16 protein-coding genes and 3 pseudogenes are annotated in these 19,574 nt (G+C 67.7%); 5 read left to right on the top strand and 14 right to left on the bottom strand.

Features of this window, described 5'->3' with window-relative positions:
* Nucleotides 1–29: 29 nt before the first annotated feature.
* The 4 genes from AB0G04_RS40900 to AB0G04_RS40915 form a co-directional block, all read right to left on the bottom strand.
* The gene (locus tag AB0G04_RS40900; protein WP_360995036.1) at nucleotides 30–644 is read right to left on the bottom strand and encodes a class I SAM-dependent methyltransferase; all 615 of its coding nucleotides are present in this window, start codon (nucleotides 642–644) and stop codon (nucleotides 30–32) included.
* A 58-nt stretch (nucleotides 645–702) separates the two neighbouring features.
* On the bottom strand, nucleotides 703–1,137 hold the full coding sequence (locus AB0G04_RS40905; RefSeq protein ID WP_360995039.1) for a transposase: 435 nt from the start codon (nucleotides 1,135–1,137) through the stop codon (nucleotides 703–705).
* A 150-nt stretch (nucleotides 1,138–1,287) separates the two neighbouring features.
* Nucleotides 1,288–2,127, bottom strand: a complete 840-nt coding sequence (locus AB0G04_RS40910; RefSeq protein WP_360995042.1) for an aldo/keto reductase — start codon at nucleotides 2,125–2,127, stop codon at nucleotides 1,288–1,290.
* A 236-nt stretch (nucleotides 2,128–2,363) separates the two neighbouring features.
* The gene (locus AB0G04_RS40915; RefSeq protein WP_360995045.1) at nucleotides 2,364–2,969 is read right to left on the bottom strand and encodes an SMI1/KNR4 family protein; all 606 of its coding nucleotides are present in this window, start codon (nucleotides 2,967–2,969) and stop codon (nucleotides 2,364–2,366) included.
* Nucleotides 2,970–3,693: 724 nt separating this feature from the next.
* Here AB0G04_RS40915 and AB0G04_RS40920 point away from each other — a divergent pair.
* The gene (locus AB0G04_RS40920; protein WP_360995048.1) at nucleotides 3,694–7,038 is read left to right on the top strand and encodes an NB-ARC domain-containing protein; all 3,345 of its coding nucleotides are present in this window, start codon (nucleotides 3,694–3,696) and stop codon (nucleotides 7,036–7,038) included.
* Nucleotides 7,039–7,116: 78 nt separating this feature from the next.
* On the opposite strand, the pseudogene AB0G04_RS40925 reads toward AB0G04_RS40920, so the two are convergent.
* Both AB0G04_RS40925 and AB0G04_RS40930 read right to left on the bottom strand, forming a co-directional pair.
* Nucleotides 7,117–7,272 (bottom strand): annotated as a pseudogene (locus AB0G04_RS40925) (transposase); the annotation flags it as partial.
* Nucleotides 7,273–7,460: 188 nt separating this feature from the next.
* The gene (locus tag AB0G04_RS40930) at nucleotides 7,461–7,859 is read right to left on the bottom strand and encodes a hypothetical protein (RefSeq protein WP_360995051.1); all 399 of its coding nucleotides are present in this window, start codon (nucleotides 7,857–7,859) and stop codon (nucleotides 7,461–7,463) included.
* 514 nt (nucleotides 7,860–8,373) lie between these two features.
* Here AB0G04_RS40930 and AB0G04_RS40935 point away from each other — a divergent pair.
* Nucleotides 8,374–8,700, top strand: a pseudogene (locus AB0G04_RS40935) (Scr1 family TA system antitoxin-like transcriptional regulator); the annotation flags it as partial.
* The gene (locus AB0G04_RS40940; protein WP_360995114.1) at nucleotides 8,692–8,904 is read left to right on the top strand and encodes a DUF397 domain-containing protein; all 213 of its coding nucleotides are present in this window, start codon (nucleotides 8,692–8,694) and stop codon (nucleotides 8,902–8,904) included. The pseudogene AB0G04_RS40935 and the gene AB0G04_RS40940, both read left to right, overlap by 9 nt.
* An 84-nt stretch (nucleotides 8,905–8,988) precedes the next feature.
* On the opposite strand, the gene AB0G04_RS40945 is transcribed toward AB0G04_RS40940, so the two are convergent.
* Nucleotides 8,989–9,657: an aminoglycoside phosphotransferase family protein gene (locus AB0G04_RS40945; protein ID WP_360995053.1), complete on the bottom strand. Its 669-nt coding sequence runs from the start codon at nucleotides 9,655–9,657 to the stop codon at nucleotides 8,989–8,991.
* Nucleotides 9,658–9,824: 167 nt separating this feature from the next.
* Here AB0G04_RS40945 and AB0G04_RS40950 point away from each other — a divergent pair, with 167 nt between their 5' ends.
* Both AB0G04_RS40950 and AB0G04_RS40955 read left to right on the top strand, forming a co-directional pair.
* The gene (locus tag AB0G04_RS40950) at nucleotides 9,825–10,265 is read left to right on the top strand and encodes an OsmC family protein (RefSeq protein ID WP_360995056.1); all 441 of its coding nucleotides are present in this window, start codon (nucleotides 9,825–9,827) and stop codon (nucleotides 10,263–10,265) included.
* A gap of 154 nt (nucleotides 10,266–10,419) precedes the next feature.
* Nucleotides 10,420–11,856 (top strand): GGDEF domain-containing protein, encoded by a 1,437-nt coding sequence (locus AB0G04_RS40955; protein ID WP_360995059.1) that lies wholly within the window; start codon nucleotides 10,420–10,422, stop codon nucleotides 11,854–11,856.
* A gap of 48 nt (nucleotides 11,857–11,904) precedes the next feature.
* On the opposite strand, the gene AB0G04_RS40960 is transcribed toward AB0G04_RS40955, so the two are convergent.
* The 7 genes and pseudogenes from AB0G04_RS40960 to AB0G04_RS40990 all read right to left on the bottom strand — a co-directional run bounded on the left by AB0G04_RS40960 (nucleotide 11,905) and on the right by AB0G04_RS40990 (nucleotide 19,350).
* Entirely contained in the window at nucleotides 11,905–12,492 is a 588-nt protein-coding gene (locus AB0G04_RS40960) for a WHG domain-containing protein (RefSeq protein ID WP_360995062.1), read from the bottom strand.
* Nucleotides 12,485–13,321, bottom strand: coding sequence for an alpha/beta hydrolase (locus AB0G04_RS40965; RefSeq protein WP_360995064.1), 837 nt, complete (start codon nucleotides 13,319–13,321; stop codon nucleotides 12,485–12,487). The genes AB0G04_RS40960 and AB0G04_RS40965 overlap by 8 nt, the downstream gene beginning before the upstream one ends.
* A gap of 526 nt (nucleotides 13,322–13,847) precedes the next feature.
* Nucleotides 13,848–14,498 carry a hypothetical protein gene (locus AB0G04_RS40970; RefSeq protein WP_360995067.1) on the bottom strand — a complete coding sequence of 217 codons (651 nt, stop codon included), beginning with the start codon at nucleotides 14,496–14,498 and terminating at the stop codon, nucleotides 13,848–13,850.
* Between the two features lie 1,162 nt (nucleotides 14,499–15,660).
* On the bottom strand, nucleotides 15,661–16,443 hold the full coding sequence (locus AB0G04_RS40975; RefSeq protein WP_360995070.1) for an ATP-binding cassette domain-containing protein: 783 nt from the start codon (nucleotides 16,441–16,443) through the stop codon (nucleotides 15,661–15,663).
* Nucleotides 16,419–16,757, bottom strand: a complete 339-nt coding sequence (locus tag AB0G04_RS40980) for a hypothetical protein (RefSeq protein ID WP_360995073.1) — start codon at nucleotides 16,755–16,757, stop codon at nucleotides 16,419–16,421. Before AB0G04_RS40980 ends, AB0G04_RS40975 begins: the two co-directional genes overlap by 25 nt.
* Nucleotides 16,758–16,823: 66 nt before the next feature.
* Nucleotides 16,824–17,474: an alpha/beta fold hydrolase gene (locus AB0G04_RS40985; RefSeq protein WP_360995117.1), complete on the bottom strand. Its 651-nt coding sequence runs from the start codon at nucleotides 17,472–17,474 to the stop codon at nucleotides 16,824–16,826.
* Between the two features lie 237 nt (nucleotides 17,475–17,711).
* Nucleotides 17,712–19,350, bottom strand: a pseudogene (locus AB0G04_RS40990) (glycoside hydrolase family 15 protein).
* Nucleotides 19,351–19,574: the final 224 nt, after the last annotated feature.

Below are 19,574 nucleotides of genomic sequence, written 5' to 3' on the forward strand. Positions count from 1 at the left end.
CGTTGGCCGCAGGGCTGGTCAGTCGGCCACTATGACGCAGCGGCGGCTGCGGCAATGGCCGCATACTTGCGGTCTGGGCCTTCCGGAAACTGCTGCCTAAGACGTTGAAGTTCGGTGAAACCGGCTTCTCTCAGGCGAGCGGAGAACTCGTCTACAGGCCAGCGGTATGCCGTGTGGACCTTGTGATCGAACGCGGCCACCTCGTCGTCGCTGTCAAAGAAGCCGATTACTAGCTTCCCGGAAGGGGTCAGCAGCCGGCGGAACTGGGTTAGTACACCGTCCAGCTCCGATGGCGGGATGTGAATGGTTGAATACCAGGAGAGGATGCCGGCCACCGAATGGGCGGGAAGGTCCAGGTCGGTCATCTCTCCGAGCTGGAACTTTGGCCCGGGAAAGTTGGTCCGGGCGTAGTCGATGAACTCGGGGACCAAGTCGACGCCGGTCACGTCGGCGCCGAGCGAATACAGGTAGGCGCTCCAATGCCCGGGGCCGCAACCGAGATCAAGTACCGTTCCGTCCAGGCCGACAAGGTGACCTCGGACGAGGGCCGTGTCGTCCGCGTGGGCCTGCCAGTCACCATCGAACAAGGCGATGTACTGCTCTGACTTGTACGAGTAGGCGTCACGGACCGGATGGTTTTTCACGGCGTCACTCTAGAGTCAGTCCGAACAGAAATGCGGGCCTGCATGATGGCGAGCTGGATCAGGCAGCGATGGGCTTAGGTACTGCGGCTCGTCGAGCGTCCGCGCGGGTGATTCGGCGGGTCATCAGGGTGATGTTCGCCCAGGTGATGTGCACTTCGGAGTGCTCGGGCAAGCGTTCGTAGTCGCGGGCGTTGCGGCGGGCGCGCATCAGCCAGGAGAGTGACCGTTCCACGATCCACCGGTGGGGCAGCACCTTGAACCCGACCTGATTCGGTGGCTTCTTCACCACCTTGAACGTGAGGTCGAGGTCGTTGCGGGCCCAGTCGGCCAGACCGGTGTAGGCATTGTCGCCCCACATCAGGGTCAGCTCCGGGTTCCGCTCGCGCAGCTCGGGCAGCAGTTCCCGGGCGGCGTCGCGGTCGGTGACGTCTGCCGCAGTCACCTTCACCGTCATGAGCAGGCCTTTGGTGTCCACGATCACATCGATAGTCACGGACACGGCTCCGCGGGCTTCGGCATGCCGAAGCGTCACCTACCCGGGCGCCGGATGACACTGGGTCACAGCCGTCGGCTCGGCGGCGGGGCCCTACGAACGCGCTCACCTGCCGAAGTAAGTGCGTGGCAGTGCAGGCGTGGCAGGGAACTATGTGGGCTGGTGCAGCCGATCCAGGGCGGCGTATTGAGCGGAGGTGAGGTGGAGTTCCCCGGCAGCGAGGTTCTCCTCCACGTGCTCCACCCGGGCGGTGCCGGGGATCGGCAGCATGACCGGCGAGCGGCTGAGGAGCCAGGCGAGGAGGACCTGGGTGGGAGTGGCGCCCACCTCGGACGCCACGGCGGCGATCCCCGCCAGTTCCCCTGATGTGCCGGCCGCGACAGGCCGCCACGGCAGAAAGGCGATCCCGGCATGCTCGCAGGCGAGGAGCACAGGCTCATGCTCGCGGTCGAGCACGTTGTACCGGTTCTGCACGCTCGCCACATCGACGATCTGCCGCGCCTGGTCGAGTTCGGCAACGGTGACCTCGGACAGTCCAACTCGGCCGATCTTGCCCTCAGTCCTCATGTCCCGCAGCGTGCCCAGCTGATCCGCGAGCGGTGTTTCCGGGTCGATCCGGTGCAACTGGAGCAGCTCGATCCGCTCGACGCGCAGTCGGCGTAGCGCCTGCTCGACCTGCGTGCGGAGGACATCCGGCCGCCCGTCCAGTTTCCATTCGCCGTGCGGGCCCGATCGCGCGACACCGACCTTGGTGGTGATGACCAGCCCGTCCGGATAGGGGTACAGAGCCTCGGCGAGAAGCTCCTCGTTGGCTCCCCCGCCATACAGGTAGGCGGTGTCGATCAGCGTGACGCCCAGCTCGACGACTCGCCGGGCCACCGCCAAAGACGACTCGCGGGCAGGACCCGCCTCGGTGGACAGGTGCATGGCCCCGAAGCCGAGTCGCCGCACCTCCAGATCTCCGCCGATACGGAACCCCTTCGATGTCATTCAGCTCCCCCCGTTGAAGGCGCAACGCTAGCAACGCAATCCGTTCGTGTCTGTCCCCGCATCGAGGCCGCGAGAGGAGTAAGAGTGCACTGATCTGCCGCAGAGAACGCGCGCTGGGTCCCCGTCGTAGCCCGCGCGCAGCGCGCTGACCGGCACGCATACACCCTCGCTGCGGTGCGGAATCGAGCTATCTGCCGCGACGCGCGCGCTGGCGCTTGCGCACCGTCACTTCACGTTCAGGTGAGGCCGACCGGTGCCGGGCGCAGTGGCTCGCCGTCCAGGTCGGACGTGCCCGGAGGAGCCCACCACAGCGTGTCCTCCGGCGTCAGGTACGGGAAGCAGTACCGTCCACCGTCGGCGTACCTGCTGGTGCCGCCGCCGCGCAGGAGCGCATCGGCCGTCGCGGCCAGGTAGGCGCCGAGGCTCGGCCACGCGTCGCGGAAGGTGCCGCGGTCGTCGTGGTAGGCCCAGCCCAGCCGCCCGTGGCCGGGGCCTGGTCGCAGGTCAATGATCTGCGCGTCGCCGTCGATCTCGGCGAACGGGATCCAGAGCGGGTGCCACCACGGCTCGTCGCCGCCCTCCTCGACCGGCTTCCGCCCGTCAGAGTAGCCGGCAATCTCCATGCACATTTCGTGATGCGCGACGATCTGAGCGACCTGGAGCGGGGGCTGCCCGGGGAGCACGTTGTCCCACCCCCACCGGCTCAGCCCGTCGTGGCGGCGCAGGGACTCGACCAGCTCGGGCGGGAACGCCACCCGGAGCCGGGCCTCGGCGGCGGCGATCTCGGCCGGGTCGGCGGGGCCGGCCAGCAGCTCCGCGCTCCGCGGTGCGTGTCTCGCCATCCACCTCTCGATGGCCGACCAAGCGTCGGTGACCTGTCCCATGGTCGGGACAGTAGCGCGCGGCTCTTGAACTGCACAGCCTCTACGGTGCGGAGGCGACCGAGCCCGGTGAGGTCATAGCCCGAGATCACCGAAGCGCAAATGGCTCACCAACAGAACGTCGAATTGCTTGAACCGAACATCCGGATCTGCCGCTGTCCGCGCTAGGGTCGCCCACCGCCGTCGCGACCGGTGGCCTGGCGACGGACCGGTGTCCTGTCATGCCGATGAGAGTGTGGCTCAAGTCGGGAGCGGAATGCTGTAGAGCGTTTCGGTATTGTGTATAGCAACTTTCCATTGGGAGTCATAGTTGCTCATCAATTCGGTGGCCGCGTCGTGGTTAGAAGGGCCGCGTCCCGCGTTCAAGCGCCGTGACCGATGAAGGCGCGAGGATTTGAGGTAATTTCGGATTAGGTAATGCGCGGCCGTTCGTAAGCGCCATGTAGGCAATCCGAACAACGGTATCGAGCCATTAGCCGGATGACGCTGAGGATGCTCAAAGTGTTGGTGTTCGGCGGTGCTGGCCGGGCGGAGTAGGTCGACGACGGCCATTTGGGGGCGGCGATGCGTGAACCGGAGGAGCTGGCGAACGATTTCCAGGGCTCGTTGGAATCCGAAGTGATGGATCTCCCCGATCGGTTGGCGACTGATCGTTTGGTTGCGGTTGGATCAAGGTTTCCGATTGATGGGGTGGTCGGTGCGACGGGTTCGGTTGCTGGTGATGGTCGCGGCTGCTTTGGTTGCCGCAGGGGCTGCGGCGTTCGCGTCGATCGCGGCGAACGCGGCGACGGGTAGTCCGGTTTCGTGGTGGCCGGGTTGGTTGCCGTCCATGAACCGCAATTATCTGTGGTGGTTGGCCGGGTCGGTGGCGGCGGTGGCGGCCGCGGGGGTGTTGGCGTGGTGGGCGCAGCGACGCTATGAGGACAGCCTGGCCGAGCTGGTGCCCGCGTATCAGCGGCCGGAGTCGTGGGTGGTGGATCGGCCTGCCGAGGTGCGGCAGATCGTAAGTGCGGTGCTGGGCCGGCGAAAGTCTGGAACGGTAAGAGTCACTACGGCAGTGTGCGGCGCTGGAGGGTTCGGCAAGACCACGGTGGCGCGTTTGGTCCGGGCGGATCCGCGGGTGTTGCGCCGGTTCAGTGGTCGGGTTTACTGGGTGACATTAGGTCGCGACGCGCGTCGCGGTGCACTGGTGGAGAAGGTCAACGACCTTCTCAAACGGATTGATCCGGGTCGGGCCCAGCAGTTCACGGATGTGCGGCAGGCGGCAGAGCACCTGGCGGCGGTGCTCGCCGAGGGACCGCGGCGGCTGCTCGTGCTCGACGATGTGTGGTTCGACGACCAGCTGGAGGTGTTCCCGGTAGCGGGCCCGTGTGTCCGTTTGGTGACCACACGCATCCCGTCTTTGGCCGTGGGGCAGGTGGTCCCGGTGCAGGTGGATCGGATGTCGTCAGCGCAAGCCCGGCGAGTGTTGACCGCCGATCTCCCCAGGCTGCCGGAGACGGTGGTGCAAGCATTGCTGGAGGAGACCGGTCGGTGGCCGCTCCTGCTGCGGCTGACCAACCGCAACCTGGCAACCTTGGCACAGTCTCATACCGATCTGACCGTGGGGGCACGGGAGTTGCTGCGGCGGCTGCGACATGACGGACCGTTGCAGGCGACCGGACATCTACCCGGGGTGGATGTGCGGCAGCTGGACGTTGACGACCCGGAACAGCGTAGCCAGGCGGTGGCGGCCACGATTGAGGCCAGCGCAGGCCTACTCACCGAGGAGGAGCGCGCTCGGCTGGCCGAGCTAGCGATCTTCATCGAGGACGAGGTCATCCCGGTCAGGCTGGTCGCCGTCTTGTGGCGGGCTACCGGTCAACTGGACGAAGTACAGTCCAGCGTGCTGTGCACGCGGCTGGCTGATCTGGCCCTGCTGACGCTGACGGCGACCGACACCGGCGGCACGATCGGCCTGCACGACGTGGTGCGCGACTACCTGCACCAACAACTCGCTGACCAGGTCCCCGACGTGCACCAGGCGCTGTTAGATGCGGTCGCCGTCGACCTGCCGCATGCGCCGGGGGTCTCCAACGGAGATCAGGTGACAGCCTGGTGGGAGCTGCCTGAAACCGCTCGTTACATGCGCCAACATTTGGTCGAGCATCTCGCCGTCAGCCGTCACGTCGATGCGGAGCTGCTTGCCACGGACCTGCGGTGGGTGCGGTCACGGTTACACGAGGCCGGACCGGCAGGGCCGTTCGCCGACCTCGCCCACATAGTCACCCCTCGCACCGCCCGGCTCACCCGGGTACTCGGACAGAGCGCCCATCTGCTGACACCGACCGATCCACCGTACTCACTGACCGACGTGCTCTTCAGTCGAGTCGATCATGATCCCGATTGGGGACCACAAGCCCGCCGCCTCGCCTGCCAGCACCCTCGGTTGCAAACCACGTGGGCGTTGCCAGATTTGCCCGATCCCGCCACTCGACGGGTGATCCACGCCGACAAGTACTCGCTGCAAAGCGTGGCGATCGCTCCGGATGGAGCCTGGATCGCTACCGGCGGCGGTGACGGGACGGTGCGCATCTGGGATCCGGTCACCGGCAACCCCCGTGGTGAACTGGCCGGTCACAGGGGCACGGTGTTCGCTGTGGCGGTCGCCCCGGATGGAGCTTGGATCGTTACCGGCGGCGATGACGGGACGGTGCGAGTCTGGGATTCAGATACTGGCACACCACGCGCCAAACTGGCCGCCCACAAGGGGTGGGTAGTCGCGGTGGCGGTCGCCCCCGACGGAACCTGGATCGCCACCAGCAGCGGGTACGAACGGACGGTACGGATCTGGGACCCGGTCACCGGCAACCCCCGCGGTGAATTGACCGGCCACACCAGTTCGGTTGTCGCGGTGGCGATCGCCCCTGACGGGAGCTGGATCGCCACCGGAGGAGGCGACGGAACGGTGCGAATCTGGGACGCAACCACCGGCAACCCCCGCGGCGAACTGACCGCCCACAAAGGGGTATCCGCGGTGGCGATCGCCCCCGACGGAGCCTGGATCGCCACCGGCAGCAGTGACGGGACGGTGCGGATCTGGGACGCAGTCACCGGCAACCCCCGCGGTGAACTTACCGGCCACACCAGCACGGTACGCACGGTGGCGATCGCTCCCGACGGCGACTGGATTGCCACCGGCAGCGGCGACGACGGGACAGTACGGATCTGGGACGCGGCCACCGGCAACCCCCGGGATGAACTGACCGCCCACAAGGGCCGGGTGTCCGCAGTGGCGATCGCCCCCGACGGAACCTGGATCGCCACCAGCAGCGGCGATGACGTGACGGTACGGATCTGGGACGCAGTCACCGGCAACCCATGCGGTGAACTGACCAGCCACAGTTCGGTGGTCGCGGTGGCGATTGCCCCGGACGGGAGCTGGGCTGCCACCGGCGGCGGCGACGGGATGGTGCGGATCTGGGACGCAGCTACCGGCACCCCACGCAGTGAACTGGCCAACCACACCAGCTCGGTGCATGCGGTGGCGATCGTCCCTGACGGGAGCTGGATCGCTACCGGCGGCGGCGACGGAACGGTGCGAATCTGGGACGCAGCTACCGGCAACCCACGCGGCGAACTAACCGGTCACACAGACTCGGTGGTCGCTGCGGCGATCGCCCCCGACGGAACCTGGATCGCCACCGGCAGCGACGACAAGACAATACGGATCTGGGACGCAGCCACCGGCAACCCACGCGGTGAACTGACCGCCCACCAAGGACGGATTTCCGCGGTGGCGATCGCCCCCGACGGCGACTGGATCGCTACCTGCGGCGGCGATGACGGGACAGTGCGGATCTGGGATCGAGGTGGCCTTGCCTGCGTCTCAGTGATGCGACTTGAACGAGCCGCTCTTTGTTGTACCTGGGATCCTACAAATCACCGTGTAACAGTCGGAGGTGCGGCTGGGCTGTACCTTTTTAATTTCAACCCGCCCCTTTCTAATCCGAAAGAGCGAGCCAAAGGTAGACGATCCCCATTGGGCTAATTGTCACAGCTCGGAGCTTCTGCCAATCAATGCCATCCGGCATCCGCCGGTCGGGCAGTCCAACGGCTGGTAGCTGTGGCGAGGCAAGCCGGCTCCGGGCTGGTAGACGCGGGGCGGAGTCGCTCGACGCAGCACCCGGTCGGAGCGCATCCCGCCGAGGATCTCCACCGGCAAATCCCGCAGCAGCCAGGCGATACGCGGGGCCTCGTAGCCGGCGTTGGGCACGATGAGGACAGCCCGTGCAGGTCAGCGGGAGCCCGATCCTTCTCGAGTACGCTGACTACCGCTGCTCCGACACTGACGTTAATCATGTCGGCGAGAAGGAGGGCGGTCGTGTTGTGGCTGGGCGCCCCGCCCTTCGCCGCTCCTGGACGGGTCGCCGCACTGCGCTCGACCCGTCCAGGTTTTCCGTCCCCGCGTTGCTACGCGCTGTACCACCCCGAGCAGGTCATGTTGGAGTTCCCGACACATACCTGGAACGAGTGCACTGTCCCGGGCGCGCCCGTGGAGACGGCCCCGCCGGAGGAACTCGTGTCGGTGACAACGGACGTCACCAGGCTGCCCGAATTCCAGTACCGGTAGAAGACGTGCGCCGGGAGATTGTCCGCCTTCGCGTCCTCGGCCCACACCCGCGTGTAGTTGTTGGTGACGCGCCCCCGCGCGGCAACGTTCCATGGCAGCGGGCCCGGTCCGGAGGTCCACACCACTCCGGAAGCGTCGTGTGCCGACGCGGGTGAGTTCGTGGCCACCTGTACCGCCGTGGTTGCCGCGCCCACCATCAGCACCGCGATGACCTTCTTGAGAGTCCGTCTGTTCTTCACGCTTCGCTTACCTCTTCCTGTCTCTGTCGATCGGCTGTTGGAACTGCCACGTGTGCCCGGTGTGGTACTGGCATCTCCCACGACGAGGCGACTACGTGGTCGCATAACTCATCGCGGGTCGCGACAGCGCGACGCTGCTCTAGGTGCTGTGCAGAAGCGGCCAGCCAGCCGCGGGCTTGTTGACCATCAGTTCTCCTGTCTCCTTGCGTACCGCCTTCGATGGAAGGTCGCAGACAGGGTGACAATCCGTGGTTGTAAATTGGTTGCAATGCTGCTCAGTGCGGGGGTTCTCGCGGGAGACGGCTGACGGATCGCCATGCTCAAGTCGCAGATGATCATGCAACCGGTGCGGCCGTAACGGGCGATGGTCTTGGCGAGGATCTTGTCGTCGGCAGCCTCGCGGCGCTGCAACCGACTGACACCCGGCGCTCGAAAGTCGCTTACAAACTCACTGACGTGGCCGCTCAGCGTGTCCACTTGACGAAGCGCTCGAACATTTCCGCAGCCGGCGTCGGTGGGAGCTCGCGAACCGCTTCCTCAAGCTGGTTCCACATGTAGATCGCGAGTTGCACCAGGTCGTGGTCCGACTTCAGCTCGGCGCGCAGCTCCGCCGGCTGCGAGAAGAAGCCGAGGTGTCGACCGAATGGAACGCCAGAAGCCGGTGACCGAGGACAAGCTACAGCTCGTCGCCGTCATGGACGAGGCGGTTCTGCACCGGCAGATCGGTAGACCCGAGGTGATGCACGAGCAGCTCACCGCCATGCTTGACCTCGCCAAGCTCCGGAACGTCACCATTCAGGTGATCCCCTGCAAGGAAGGCGCCTACGCCTCCATGCTGTCGCGCTTCGCCATGACCTGGCGCAAGAGCACACGCAGCGGAGACAAAGGCGCGTGCGTCGAGGTCCGGCGCGTCGACGACACCGTTGAAGTCCGCGACACGAAGGACCGGACGCTGCCCGCGCAAGTCTTCACCTTGACCGAGTGGGAGCGTTCGTTGGCGGGGCCAAGGACGGCGAGTTCGACCTCTGACGGGGTGACCCGGTAGCCGCTCGTCGCCAGGGCCCAGGACGCCCGTGGGCCTTGGCGATCGACAGGCAGTTCAGGGGCGGACACCCCGAGTGCGGATCGACTAAAATCCGTGTCGATGTCCGGGGGAAACCATGAACAGCAGGTTCCAGGGCGCGAAATCACCGTGGATGACGATGCGCGGAGCGTCCGGGGCCGGGTGGTCGATGAACCACGACGCGGCGGACTCCTGACAGCGCAGCAGCACCCTGGCCTGCTCCGGGTGCGCCGCCTCATGACGTCGGAGCCAGGGTTCCAGCTCAGGATCGGTGACGACCTCCGCAGGGGTGTGGAAGCCGCCGCGCTGATCGTCTATGCCGGTGGCTGCTGCGGCCGCGTGGAACTCCGCAAGCAGTCGCCCCCGGGCCCGTCGTTCGGCCGGCTGATCCTTCTCCGCCGGCCGCAGGGATCGGCCGGGCAGCCGCCGGAACAGCATCCACGTACCGTACGGGCCGGTCAGCGGCTCCTCGACCGGTTCCGGGGTAGGCCAGCCCAGGCCCCGCAGTGCGGACGCGACACGCAAGGGATAGCGCCAGTCGGGGAAGGTCGCATCGTCGAAGTACTTCACGATCACCGGGACGCCGTCTCGCGTCGCGTCCCAGGTGCCGCTCGGCCGGTCCGCCAGCACCGGGCCGGCGGTCAGCCGCCAGCGCGCGCAGACCTCCGGATCGAGCACGGAGGCGGTACCCGGCGGGACGGCACCGGTGGCCTCGGTGGCGTGTGTCTCGGGCAATTCCCGGCCTCCCGGTCAAGGGCACCCGTCGCCGTGGTGACGATCGATGCGCCACCATCGTACGGATGGAGGCGCACGGCCTTGCTCATGCCGCCACCGCCCCGCACCCCTCGGGTGGCCGGGAGGGCCGGAAAGTGCGGAGATCATGGTGGGATAGGTTCACCGGTATGGCAGACGAGACCCTGCGTGTCGTGACCCTGCACCGGACGAGCCTCGGCCAGTACGAGGTTCACAACGCCCGCGGCGGCACGATGACCATCGGCGTCGGCGACGGCGCCGACTTCACCCCGGTGGAGCTTCTGCTCGCCGCTCTCGGTGGCTGCACGGGCGCGGACGTCGACTTCATCACCAGCAAGCGTGCCGAGCCGGACAGCTTCACCGTCCACGTCACCGCCGACAAGGTCCGGGACGAGACCGGCGGGAACCGGTTGATCAACCTGGCCGTGGAGCTGCGGGCGACGTTCCCGGAGGGCGCCGCCGGCGACGCTGCCCGGGAGATGCTGCCACGCGCGGCGCGAATGTCACACGACCGGCTCTGCACCGTCTCGCGAACAATCGAGCTCGGCACTCCGGTCGACACCCGCACCGGCCATGCGCCGGCCGATTGACGACCACCTGCTGCCGTCCTCGCGCCGCGACGGGTACGGCGAACCCTTGAGCCGAGGGCGCCCGGTGAGGGTGCGGGGGCTGGTGGGGGGCGTCACGGCGTGACGCTTGCCCGGCCCTCTCAGGCCGCGCTGCCTCGCGCCGATGTGAGCCGACGTGCTGTTGCGTTGGTTCGCCGCCTGGTCCGCCGGCCTCGTCGTGCTCTTTCTGGTGTGTCCCACCGAGTGGCGAGGCCTGCCGTTCATGCTGCTCACGCTGTCCGCGGTGCCCGCGGTGTGGTCCGGCGCCCGGCGCAGCCCCGCCGGGACCCGGTCGCCGTGGTGGCTGCTGCTGGCGATGCTGGGCTTCTTCAACGTCGGCAACATGGTGTGGCTCTGGGACGTCGAGGTGCGCCATCACGCCACCGGTGACGGCGGCCTCGCCGACCTGTTCTTCACCGTGGCGAACGTGTGCTCACTCGCCGGCGCCCTTACCGTGGTCGTGCGCCGCGGGCGCCGCGACGTCGGTGGCGTCATCGACTCCGCGGTCGCTGCTCTGGCATTCGGCGGCCTGCTGTGGGACGCGGCCGTGCTGCCTCACCTGACCGCCACGGGGACATCCCTCGGCCGGCAGGTCGCCCTGTTCTTCAGCGTGTTCGTGATGTGCGGGACGATGGGGGCGCTGGCCCGGGTGTCGATGGCGTCCGGACCCCGCCTGCCCGCCGTCCGGCTGCTGGCCTGGGCCATGGCCGGCGCCATGAGCGGCAACCTCGCGGCGATCTTCTTCACCGACCCGGCGACCGGGGTGCGCCCCGACTGGACCAACGCGCTGTTCATGATGGGCTACGCGTGCGTCGCCTGCGCCGCCCTGCACCCCTCGGCGATCACGAGCACGCAGCCGGGCCCGGCGCCGGCCGACGACCTGACCCCGCTGCGGCTCACCTTCCTCGGCACGATGGTCGCACTGATCCCGATCGTCGGCGGTATCCGCATGATGGCTGGGCAGCCGAGTGCCGGCATCCTGGTGGCATTCGGCTCCGCCGGGATCGTCCCGCTGGTGATGTTGCGCATCTCCCGCCTCGCGGCACAGCGGCGCCTCGCCGAGCAGCGACTGCAGCGTCTCGTCACCACGGACGCTCTGACCGGCCTGCCGAACCGGGTGGCCTGCATGGCCGACCTGACCACCGCGCTCGCCGGGAGTCCGGCCGGGACCACCGTGATCTTCTGCGATCTGGACGGCTTCAAAGCCGTCAACGACCGGCTCGGGCACGCCGCCGGTGACGCGTTGCTGGTCGCCGTCGCGGAGCGGCTGCGCGACGGCGTTCCCGGCGGATACACGGTGTACCGCCTCGGTGGCGACGAGTTCGTCTTCATCTGCCCGGGTGATGCCGTGGACACGATCACCGCACGCATCCGTGACCTGGTCACACAGTCGATCCCGGTCGGTGCCGGGAATGTGCGCATCGGGGTCAGTGCCGGGGTGGCGCACGCCGTGCCCGGTGACACCACCGACGAATTGATCGTCCGCGCCGACCTGGCGATGTACGACGCCAAACGCTCCAAGCGCATCGGCGCGCTCAGTCTCAGCGTCGCCGCCGAGCCGGTCGCAGCCTGAGGAACCGATTCGCCGCGGCAGCTCTCAGCAAGGTGCGCAACAGCCCGTTCACCTGGTGGTGAGGGAGTCGGACTGGTTCGCGTTGAGGCCGTGGTCGATGAAATCGAGCATCCAGGTGAAGCTCTCGCCGATGTCGGCGGCGATCTGGAAGCTGCCGGCGGCCTCCAGGGTGGCGAATCCGTGCAGGATGCTGCGCAGCATCCGCAGGGCGTGGATCTCCTTGCCGGGATCCAGGTGGTATCCGTGCAGCATGGCCGTCCAGGAGGCGAGTACCCGCTGGATGGCCGGGAGGAGCGGGTCGTCGGAGCCGGTCACGGCGGCGGCGTTGCCGGCGGCGTACCGTCCGGGATGTTCCAGGACCCACCTGCGCATCGCGTGTGCGCCGGCGACGAGGGCATCCCGGCCGGCTCGCCCCTGGATGGCGTCGCGGATGGCATCGGCGAACTCGTTCAGGGACAGGACGGCGATCCGGTGGATCAGATCGGCCTGGCCGGCGACGTGCTTGTATAGCGAGGGCGTCCGGACGCCGAGCCGTTCGGCGAGCAGGCCCATGCTGAGCCCGTTGAGGCCGACCTCGTCGGCCAGGGCGGCGCCGGCGGCGGTGACCGCGGCCTGGTCGAGTCCGGCCCTAGGCATTGGCCAGCGTCCGGGTGAGGAAGGGCAATGACAGGGCGACCACCTGGTCCGGGGTCTGCGCGTGCGGGTAGTGGCCGGCGCCTTCGATCACGGCCAGCTGCCCCAGCCCGGCGGGCAGGTCGGCGATGATCTTCTCGCCTTCGGCGCGGGGGTCGGCCCAGTCGGGGTCGAGGCTGCCTTGAATGATCAGGACCGGGCACTTGACGTTCGGTAGCTGCGCGCCCGCGTCGCCCGGGCTCGTCTTGCACATGGCCTGCAAAATCTTCATGCGGCCGGGCTCACTCATGGTGGTCTCGATCCGTGCGAGCTCGCCGGCCCAGTCGGCGGGCTTGGCCGGGTACGCCAGGTCGAGGTACTTCTTCCAGCTCGACAGGCTTCCCGAAACCATGGTCATACCGAGCTGGGTGAATCCCGCACGGTAGCGTTTCACCCGGATCAGGTCGCCCAGCGAGATGGCCTGTTCACGGGTGAACGGTGCCAACTCGATGACCCCGCTGATCAGCTCCGGCGCCGTGGCGGCGGCGATCGTCGCGGCGCCGCCACTGATCGACTGCCCCATGATCACGGCCGGGCCCCCGAGGTGACGAACGAGAGCGACCATGTCGCCGGCGATGTCGGTACGGCGATAACCGTCCCATCCGGTACTGGAGTCCCCGCAGCCCCGGATGTCCATGTTGGCGACCCGGTACCCGGCGGCCACCAGGGCGGGGGCGACGAAGCGGTAGGAGTGGCGGCTGTCGCCCATGCCGTGCGCGAGCACCACCAGGGGTCCTTCGCCGGTCACGTCGTAAGTGATCTTGTTACCGGCGATGTTCAGGTACTCGGTCATCATGCTCTCCAGGGGTTGGCTAACCTCGTTGCCTTAAAAGCTAATGTCATTAGCCGCAGGTGTCAAGGTCAGCCTGCCCTGATCTCCGGGTGCGACTCGACGACGGTGATCGCTACCTCGTCGATGTCGCCTGCCGCGAGTTGTTGCGCGGTGGCGTTGTGTCGGCCGATCCTCCGCCCGCCGAAGGCCCGAACGCGATGGTCAACGGGGGCGGCAGGCCACGGGGTCGGCGGGCGGGAGTGTCGTGACGCACGTCCGCCGCAGCCCGCGCTTCGCCCCCGGGTGTTTCCGCCCGGCCGGAACGGCGCCGGTCCGATGCGCGAAGCTCCACGACATCGGCTCCGTCGGCCGCTCGAGCGCCGACCGGGGTGGCCACCGGAAGGCGATGGCTCCGGCCCTTGTGCAAGGAAGCCGGAGCCATCGTTCTCATCTGCGACTATCTTGCGGATAGTCCCGGGTGTGCGAGTTGGTGCTGCCTGCTAGGCGGCGCGGTCGAACTCGCCGGGCGTCCCTGTCAAGGGGCTGATCATTGAGTGACGGTATCGCTGCCGGTGCCGGGGAAGAGCACGTCCGTGCCCGGGCCACCGGTGAGCGTGTCATTGCCCGAACCGGTGGTGATGGTGTCATTGCCGTCTCCGCCGGTGACAGTGTTGTTGCCGTCGCCGGCGTTGATGAAGTCAGCGCCGGCACCGCCGGTTACGGTGTCGTTGCCGGCGCCGGTGGTGATGACGTCGCCGAACGCAGTACCGGTGATCGTGTCGTTGCCGCCGTTGCCCGTAATCGTCTTCCCGGGGCTGGCGTTCGTGCAGTCGATGACGTCATCGCCCGTGGTTCCGGTCACCGTCGTGGAGGTCTGAGTGACCCCTGCACCGACCACGCACAGGACGAACGGGCCCGGATTCGGATCCGGATCCGTGATGACGGGCGGGACCGTACATCCGGTTACCGGGTCGGCTATGAAGTCGCCTCCCGGGCCGCCGTGTTTACGGAGGTGAGCATCGACGGCGGACTGGCTCACATCGATCAGCACGTAAGGGTTCGTCGCTGACCCCGTCTGGTGGCAGATCGGCACTTTGTCGTTGGGTGCAGCCGTGGCGGGCGAAGCGGCGGAAAGGCCCGAGATGGCCAGCCCTGCGGCACCGACGATGGCAAGAGAAATCCGCGAATAAGCGTGCATCGTGTTCTCGCTTCTATTGTTGGATCGCCGGGTGAATGCCCAGGCGAAGGATGCATTTCGACAGTACGCCGCAGGTGCCGGTCACGCAGGGCAACCGGCCTACCGAAATCGCGCGGCGAAGGGCGGATCCTTGGTGTATCAACCGCCGCCGCCAATATCGGCGAGCTCGGCAGGCCGTATGCATTTTATCTTAATAATTTCCGCTCCGGTCCGACCATTACGGATCCGCGCGCACACGGATTTCCGTTCCGCGGTTTTGCTACGATGTACGAAAGCGGGATGCCCAGCCGTAATCGGCGACGCCCTCGATATGCCGGACAATTAGGCGGGTCAAGTCACGTTTGGTCGGCGCAATCACCATTACGTCATCTCAGCCCCGTGATGTTCATCCGCTATGGGCCTTTCTGTCCTGCGTAGCGGCCGCTCTCTACATGTGCAGGACGGGAACGACCTGCATGCACGCGGGGCGCGGTGTGGGCAGCGGCGCCGCTTGAGCAGGACTTTGCAGGTGCTGACCGTGGCGATCGTTCGGTCGTCCGGGGCGCGGATTTTTGCGTGAGCCCGGTTCACGGCCTTCTTCTACCGGGGCGATCGCGATCAGCGCGCCGCTCACGATCGCGTATGCCAGCATGCCGATTCCACGGAACCGGGGAAAGAGCACACTCGGTCAAACCCGAGGCTTACACACCATTCGTCCCCTTTGATCCCGGCGATCGTCGGACGGCGGGCCGTCCACTTCTCAATGATGAGGCCGCACTCCGCGCTTTGTTCACCGAGCTTGCCGGTCATGGCCGGTTCTCATAGTTTGATCAATCGGCCTCGATCGGTGCGTCAGTGATTGCGGTGGCGCGCAGAATGAAGATCGAAGTCGGCTACCTTCCGAGCCGCGAATGCGGCGCAACGCCGATTCGTATCCCGGGGAGGATAAGAGTTTTGATGCGACGCGTCCGTCATCGTGGACGCGGCTCGCGCCTTGCCTCAATACTGCGCCGGGTCGGGCGGGACGTGGAAAACGTACACCGGCCGGCGGTATCCGAGGCGGCGTGGATTGCCGAGTCGCAGGCTGAGCGGCAACTGTTCTTCTCGCCCCGAACGGCGCCGCTGCAAGGGCAAGGTCGCCGGTCCTGAGGGGCCTGCCCCTCAGACTCGACGACGGCGATCGTCACCTCGCCGGGAGTGTCACGACGCGCGGCGAGCCCGAGCACGGCGTGCAGGGGGAAGAAACCCAGCTGCTTGAAGTCGCGGCTTGCCGCGTCGGCATCGCCCAGCGGCACGACGCTGCCCACGGGAACGGTGGCGTGCACACTGCGTACGCCGTCGAGAACCGACCCGGCCGGCACCGGATCGCCGGGTAGTGCCGCCACCGCAGGGCCTCGTGCACGTCCGCCTCCGCCCGGCACCGGATCGCCGGGTAGTGCCGCCACCGCAGGGCCTCGTGCATGTCCGCCTCCGCCTGCGCGTCGAGCCCCGAATTCGGCTCGTCCAGGATCAGCAGGTCTGGGTCGCGGCGCATCAGCGCCCGGGCGAGCGCCAGGCGCTGCCACCGGCCGCCGGAGAGCACGGCCTGAGGACTGTCGTCGACGGTGTGCGCGAACATCCGGGTCAGCAGACTGTCGTAGCCGTGCGGTAGGGCGGTGATCCGGTCGTGGCAGCCCGCCTGCCGCACCGCATCGGGGCCGACCGCGTCGAGGTCGCCCACGGCGATGTTGTCGTGCGCGCTGAGCTCGTACTCCATGAAGTCCTGGAGCACCACGCCGATCCGGCGGCGCAACTCGTCCACCGGCATCATCCGCAGATCCACCCCGTCCCAGAGGGTCGCTCCGCGGGTCGGGTCGTACAGCCGGCACAGCAGTTTGACGAGGGGGCTCTTGCCGGCGCCGTTGAGACCGACGAGCGCCGTCGCCCGGTGCGCCGCAACGGTCAGCGACACCCCCGCAGTACCCACGGGTGATCGTCGCCGTAGCGGAACCACACGTCGCGGAACTCGATGCCGTGCACCAGCGGCGCAACCGGGTGCGGCTCGATGGGGGCGGGCAGGTCGGGCTCGGCCTCCACGACCGCCAGATGGTGGTCGAAGAGCACGAGTGCGGTGTGCCCCTGCCGGGCGGCGTAGATCAACTGACGGAGCGTGCCCTGCACACCGCCGATCGCCGCTCTCGGGATGTTCCGCAGCGCGGTCCAGCATGTGCGGCGGGCAATGGGGGTGGGCGGCACGCTCGGCACCGCCCGGACCAGGGAACTGCGGTGTCTGCTCGACATCTGCACGGCGGCCGAAGGACGCGGCCGCCCGTCCGTGACGACGCCGGCCGGGCCGCACCGTGGCGTTCAATCCGGGTCGTCAAGCTGCAGGACATGTGCGATGCCGGGCTGATCCGGATCGTCGGTGACGGCGCCGCCGGCGAGCCAGCTCCCGATGACATGGGAGAGCTCGCCGGGATGGCTGAAGTTCATCGCGTGGGCCGCACCGTCGATCATCGCGATCGACACGTGCGGCGGTGCCAGGCGGCCGGTCTCCTTCACGCGCCGCAGCGGCGGCATGAGCGGATCGCGGGATCCGAGCACGACGAGGGTGGGTACGGGCGTGCGCAGGATGCGTTCGAGCGAGGGGAATCGCGTGAGCTCACTGAACAGATGCAGGGCGTTCACCGGCCCGAAGCGGAGGTAGTCCGGGAGTACGACTCGTATCATCTCGCGGCTTTCCCGCCGGACGTCACGTGCCAGCTGCGCGAGGGCCCGGGTCAGCGGCTGGTTGTGGATGCCTCCGGCCGGCGACGTGAGCACGACGCCGGCGACCCGTTCGGGGGCGCTGTGGGCGACTTCCAGGCATACCAGTGCGCCCATCGAGTTGCCCACCAGCGTCACGCGTTGCAGGCCGAGCTCGTCGAGGGTGTCCAGCAGTGCCCAGGCCAGCGAGGAGATGCCGAGGACGTGGCCCCATTCCTCGCTGCGGCCGTAGCCGGGCAGGTCGGGGACCAGGCTTGGCCGCCCGGTGGGCGAGTGCTTCCGCGGTCGGCATCAGGTAGCGGCCGGACACCGCGAATCCGTGTACGTGTACGAGAGGGACCGTGCCGGCAACGTCCGGACCCCTCCGGACGAAGACGCGACGCCCGCGGACCTCGACATTCAGGTCATGCCAGCCCGGCACGGTGACGTGTGGTGAGCCGAACTCATCCGTGGCGGGTGAAGGCCGCCTCCGTCGGCGGCGGCCGCCGGTCACCGGCCGGGGCCGCGTACGGCGTCGAGTGCGCTGTCGAGGGCGATCGCGGCGTCGATGAGCGAGAGGTGGGTGAACGCCTGCGGGAAGTTGCCGATCTGCTCGCCGGTCAGGGCGATCTCTTCCGAGTAGAGGCCGACATGGTTGGCGTAGGTCAGCATCTTCTCGAAGGTGACCCGGGCCTTGTCGAGCATGCCGGCCCGGGTCAGCGCGCTGACGTAGGCGAATGTGCACCGGGGGAACGTCCCCTCACTGCCGCGCAGGCCGTCGGGCGACGCCGAAGGGTTGTAGCGGTACATGAGGCTGTCGGTGACGAGTTCGGCGTCCATCACGCGGAGCGTCGAGGTCCACATGGGGTCGTCCGGCGTGATGAAGCCGACCGTGGACATCCGCAGCAGGGAGGAGTCGAGCACGTCGGTGTTGTAATGCTGCCGGAACGCGCCGCGGGCCGGGCTCCAGCCGCGGTCCATGATCTGGTGGTAGATGGCGTCGCGTTCGCGGCGCCATCGGTCCAGGGCCGCCGGGCGCCCGTGGGCGTCGGCGAGGCGAATGCCGCGGTCCAGCGCCACCCAGCACATCAGTCGCCCGTAGGTGAACTCCTGCCGGCCGCCGCGAGTCTCCCAGATACCTTCCTCCGGCTGGTTCCAGTTGTCGGTCACCCAGTCGAGCAGCTCACAGATCCGTACCCAGCCGTGGTGGCCGGCGGTGACGCCGTGCCGGTCGGCGGCATAGATGCTGTCGAGCGCCTCGCCATAGATGTCGAGCAGCAGCTGGTCCGAGGCGGCGTTGCCGATGCGGACCGGCGAGGAGCCGCGGTAGCCCTCCCAATGGCCGAGGTTCTCCTCGGTCAGATCGCTGGAGCCGTCGACGCGGTACATGACGCGCAGCGGGCCGCCGGCGCTCCGGCTGCCGGAGCCTTCGTCGATCCGGTCGCGCAGCCAGCGCCCGAGCGCAGCCGCCTCGTCGGTGAACCCGAGGCCGAGCAGGGAGTACACCGAGAAGGAGGCGTCGCGGATCCAGGTGTAGCGATAGTCCCAGTTGCGTTCGCCGCCGATCTGCTCAGGCAGTCCGGCGGTCGGTGCCGCCACCAGGCCGCCGCTGGGTGCGTACGTCATGAGCTTGAGGGTGATCGCCGACCGGTTCACCATCTCGCGCCAGCGTCCGGTGTAGGTCGACTGCCGGAGCCAGGGCTTCCAGAACGCCACCGTCTCGTCGAACAGTTGCGAGGCCTCGGCTGCCCGGACAGTTCGCACCGGCCCGGCCACGCCTGTCTCCAGGACGATGCCGCGCATCTCGCCCGACTCCAGCCGGAGTTCGGCGTGCAGGTCGCCATCAGCGTCCACCAGGGTGCGGGCCCGCCGCTCGTCGCCGGGTTCCCGCACCAGGTGGGCCGTCATCGACGTGTGGGTGCCCTGGAACACCACGCCGTCGTCGGACACATGAATCTTGTGCGGATCACGTCCGTAGTCGAACCTCGGAGCGATGTCGACGGTGAAGGTCATCCAGGGCACCGAAAATGCTCGGCGAGTCGAACCTCGGTGCGCAGAACCAGTCGATGGAGCCGTCGGTGGCGACCAGAGCCGCGGTCTGAAGATCGCCGATGAGGCCATGGTCAGCGATCAGGGGATAGTCAGGCATGTAGTCAGAGTGACCGCTGCGCCGGTCCGGCCGTCTCATACCGTGCGGATGAGACATGCGGCGGGCGCGCGGCTCCCAGCTGACTTCGGTGCCGGTTCCGTCGATCCACCGTGGGATTTAAGTGCTTCCGGCGCGGTGGAATTGATGAGCTTGGTTGCTTCACCAGTCCCGCCGGCGATGAGAGTATGTGGACGGTAGAGCAGTCGCCGGGGAACAGCCGGAAA

The organism is Actinoplanes sp. NPDC023801, assembly GCF_040639655.1.
Taxonomy (GTDB): domain Bacteria; phylum Actinomycetota; class Actinomycetes; order Mycobacteriales; family Micromonosporaceae; genus Actinoplanes.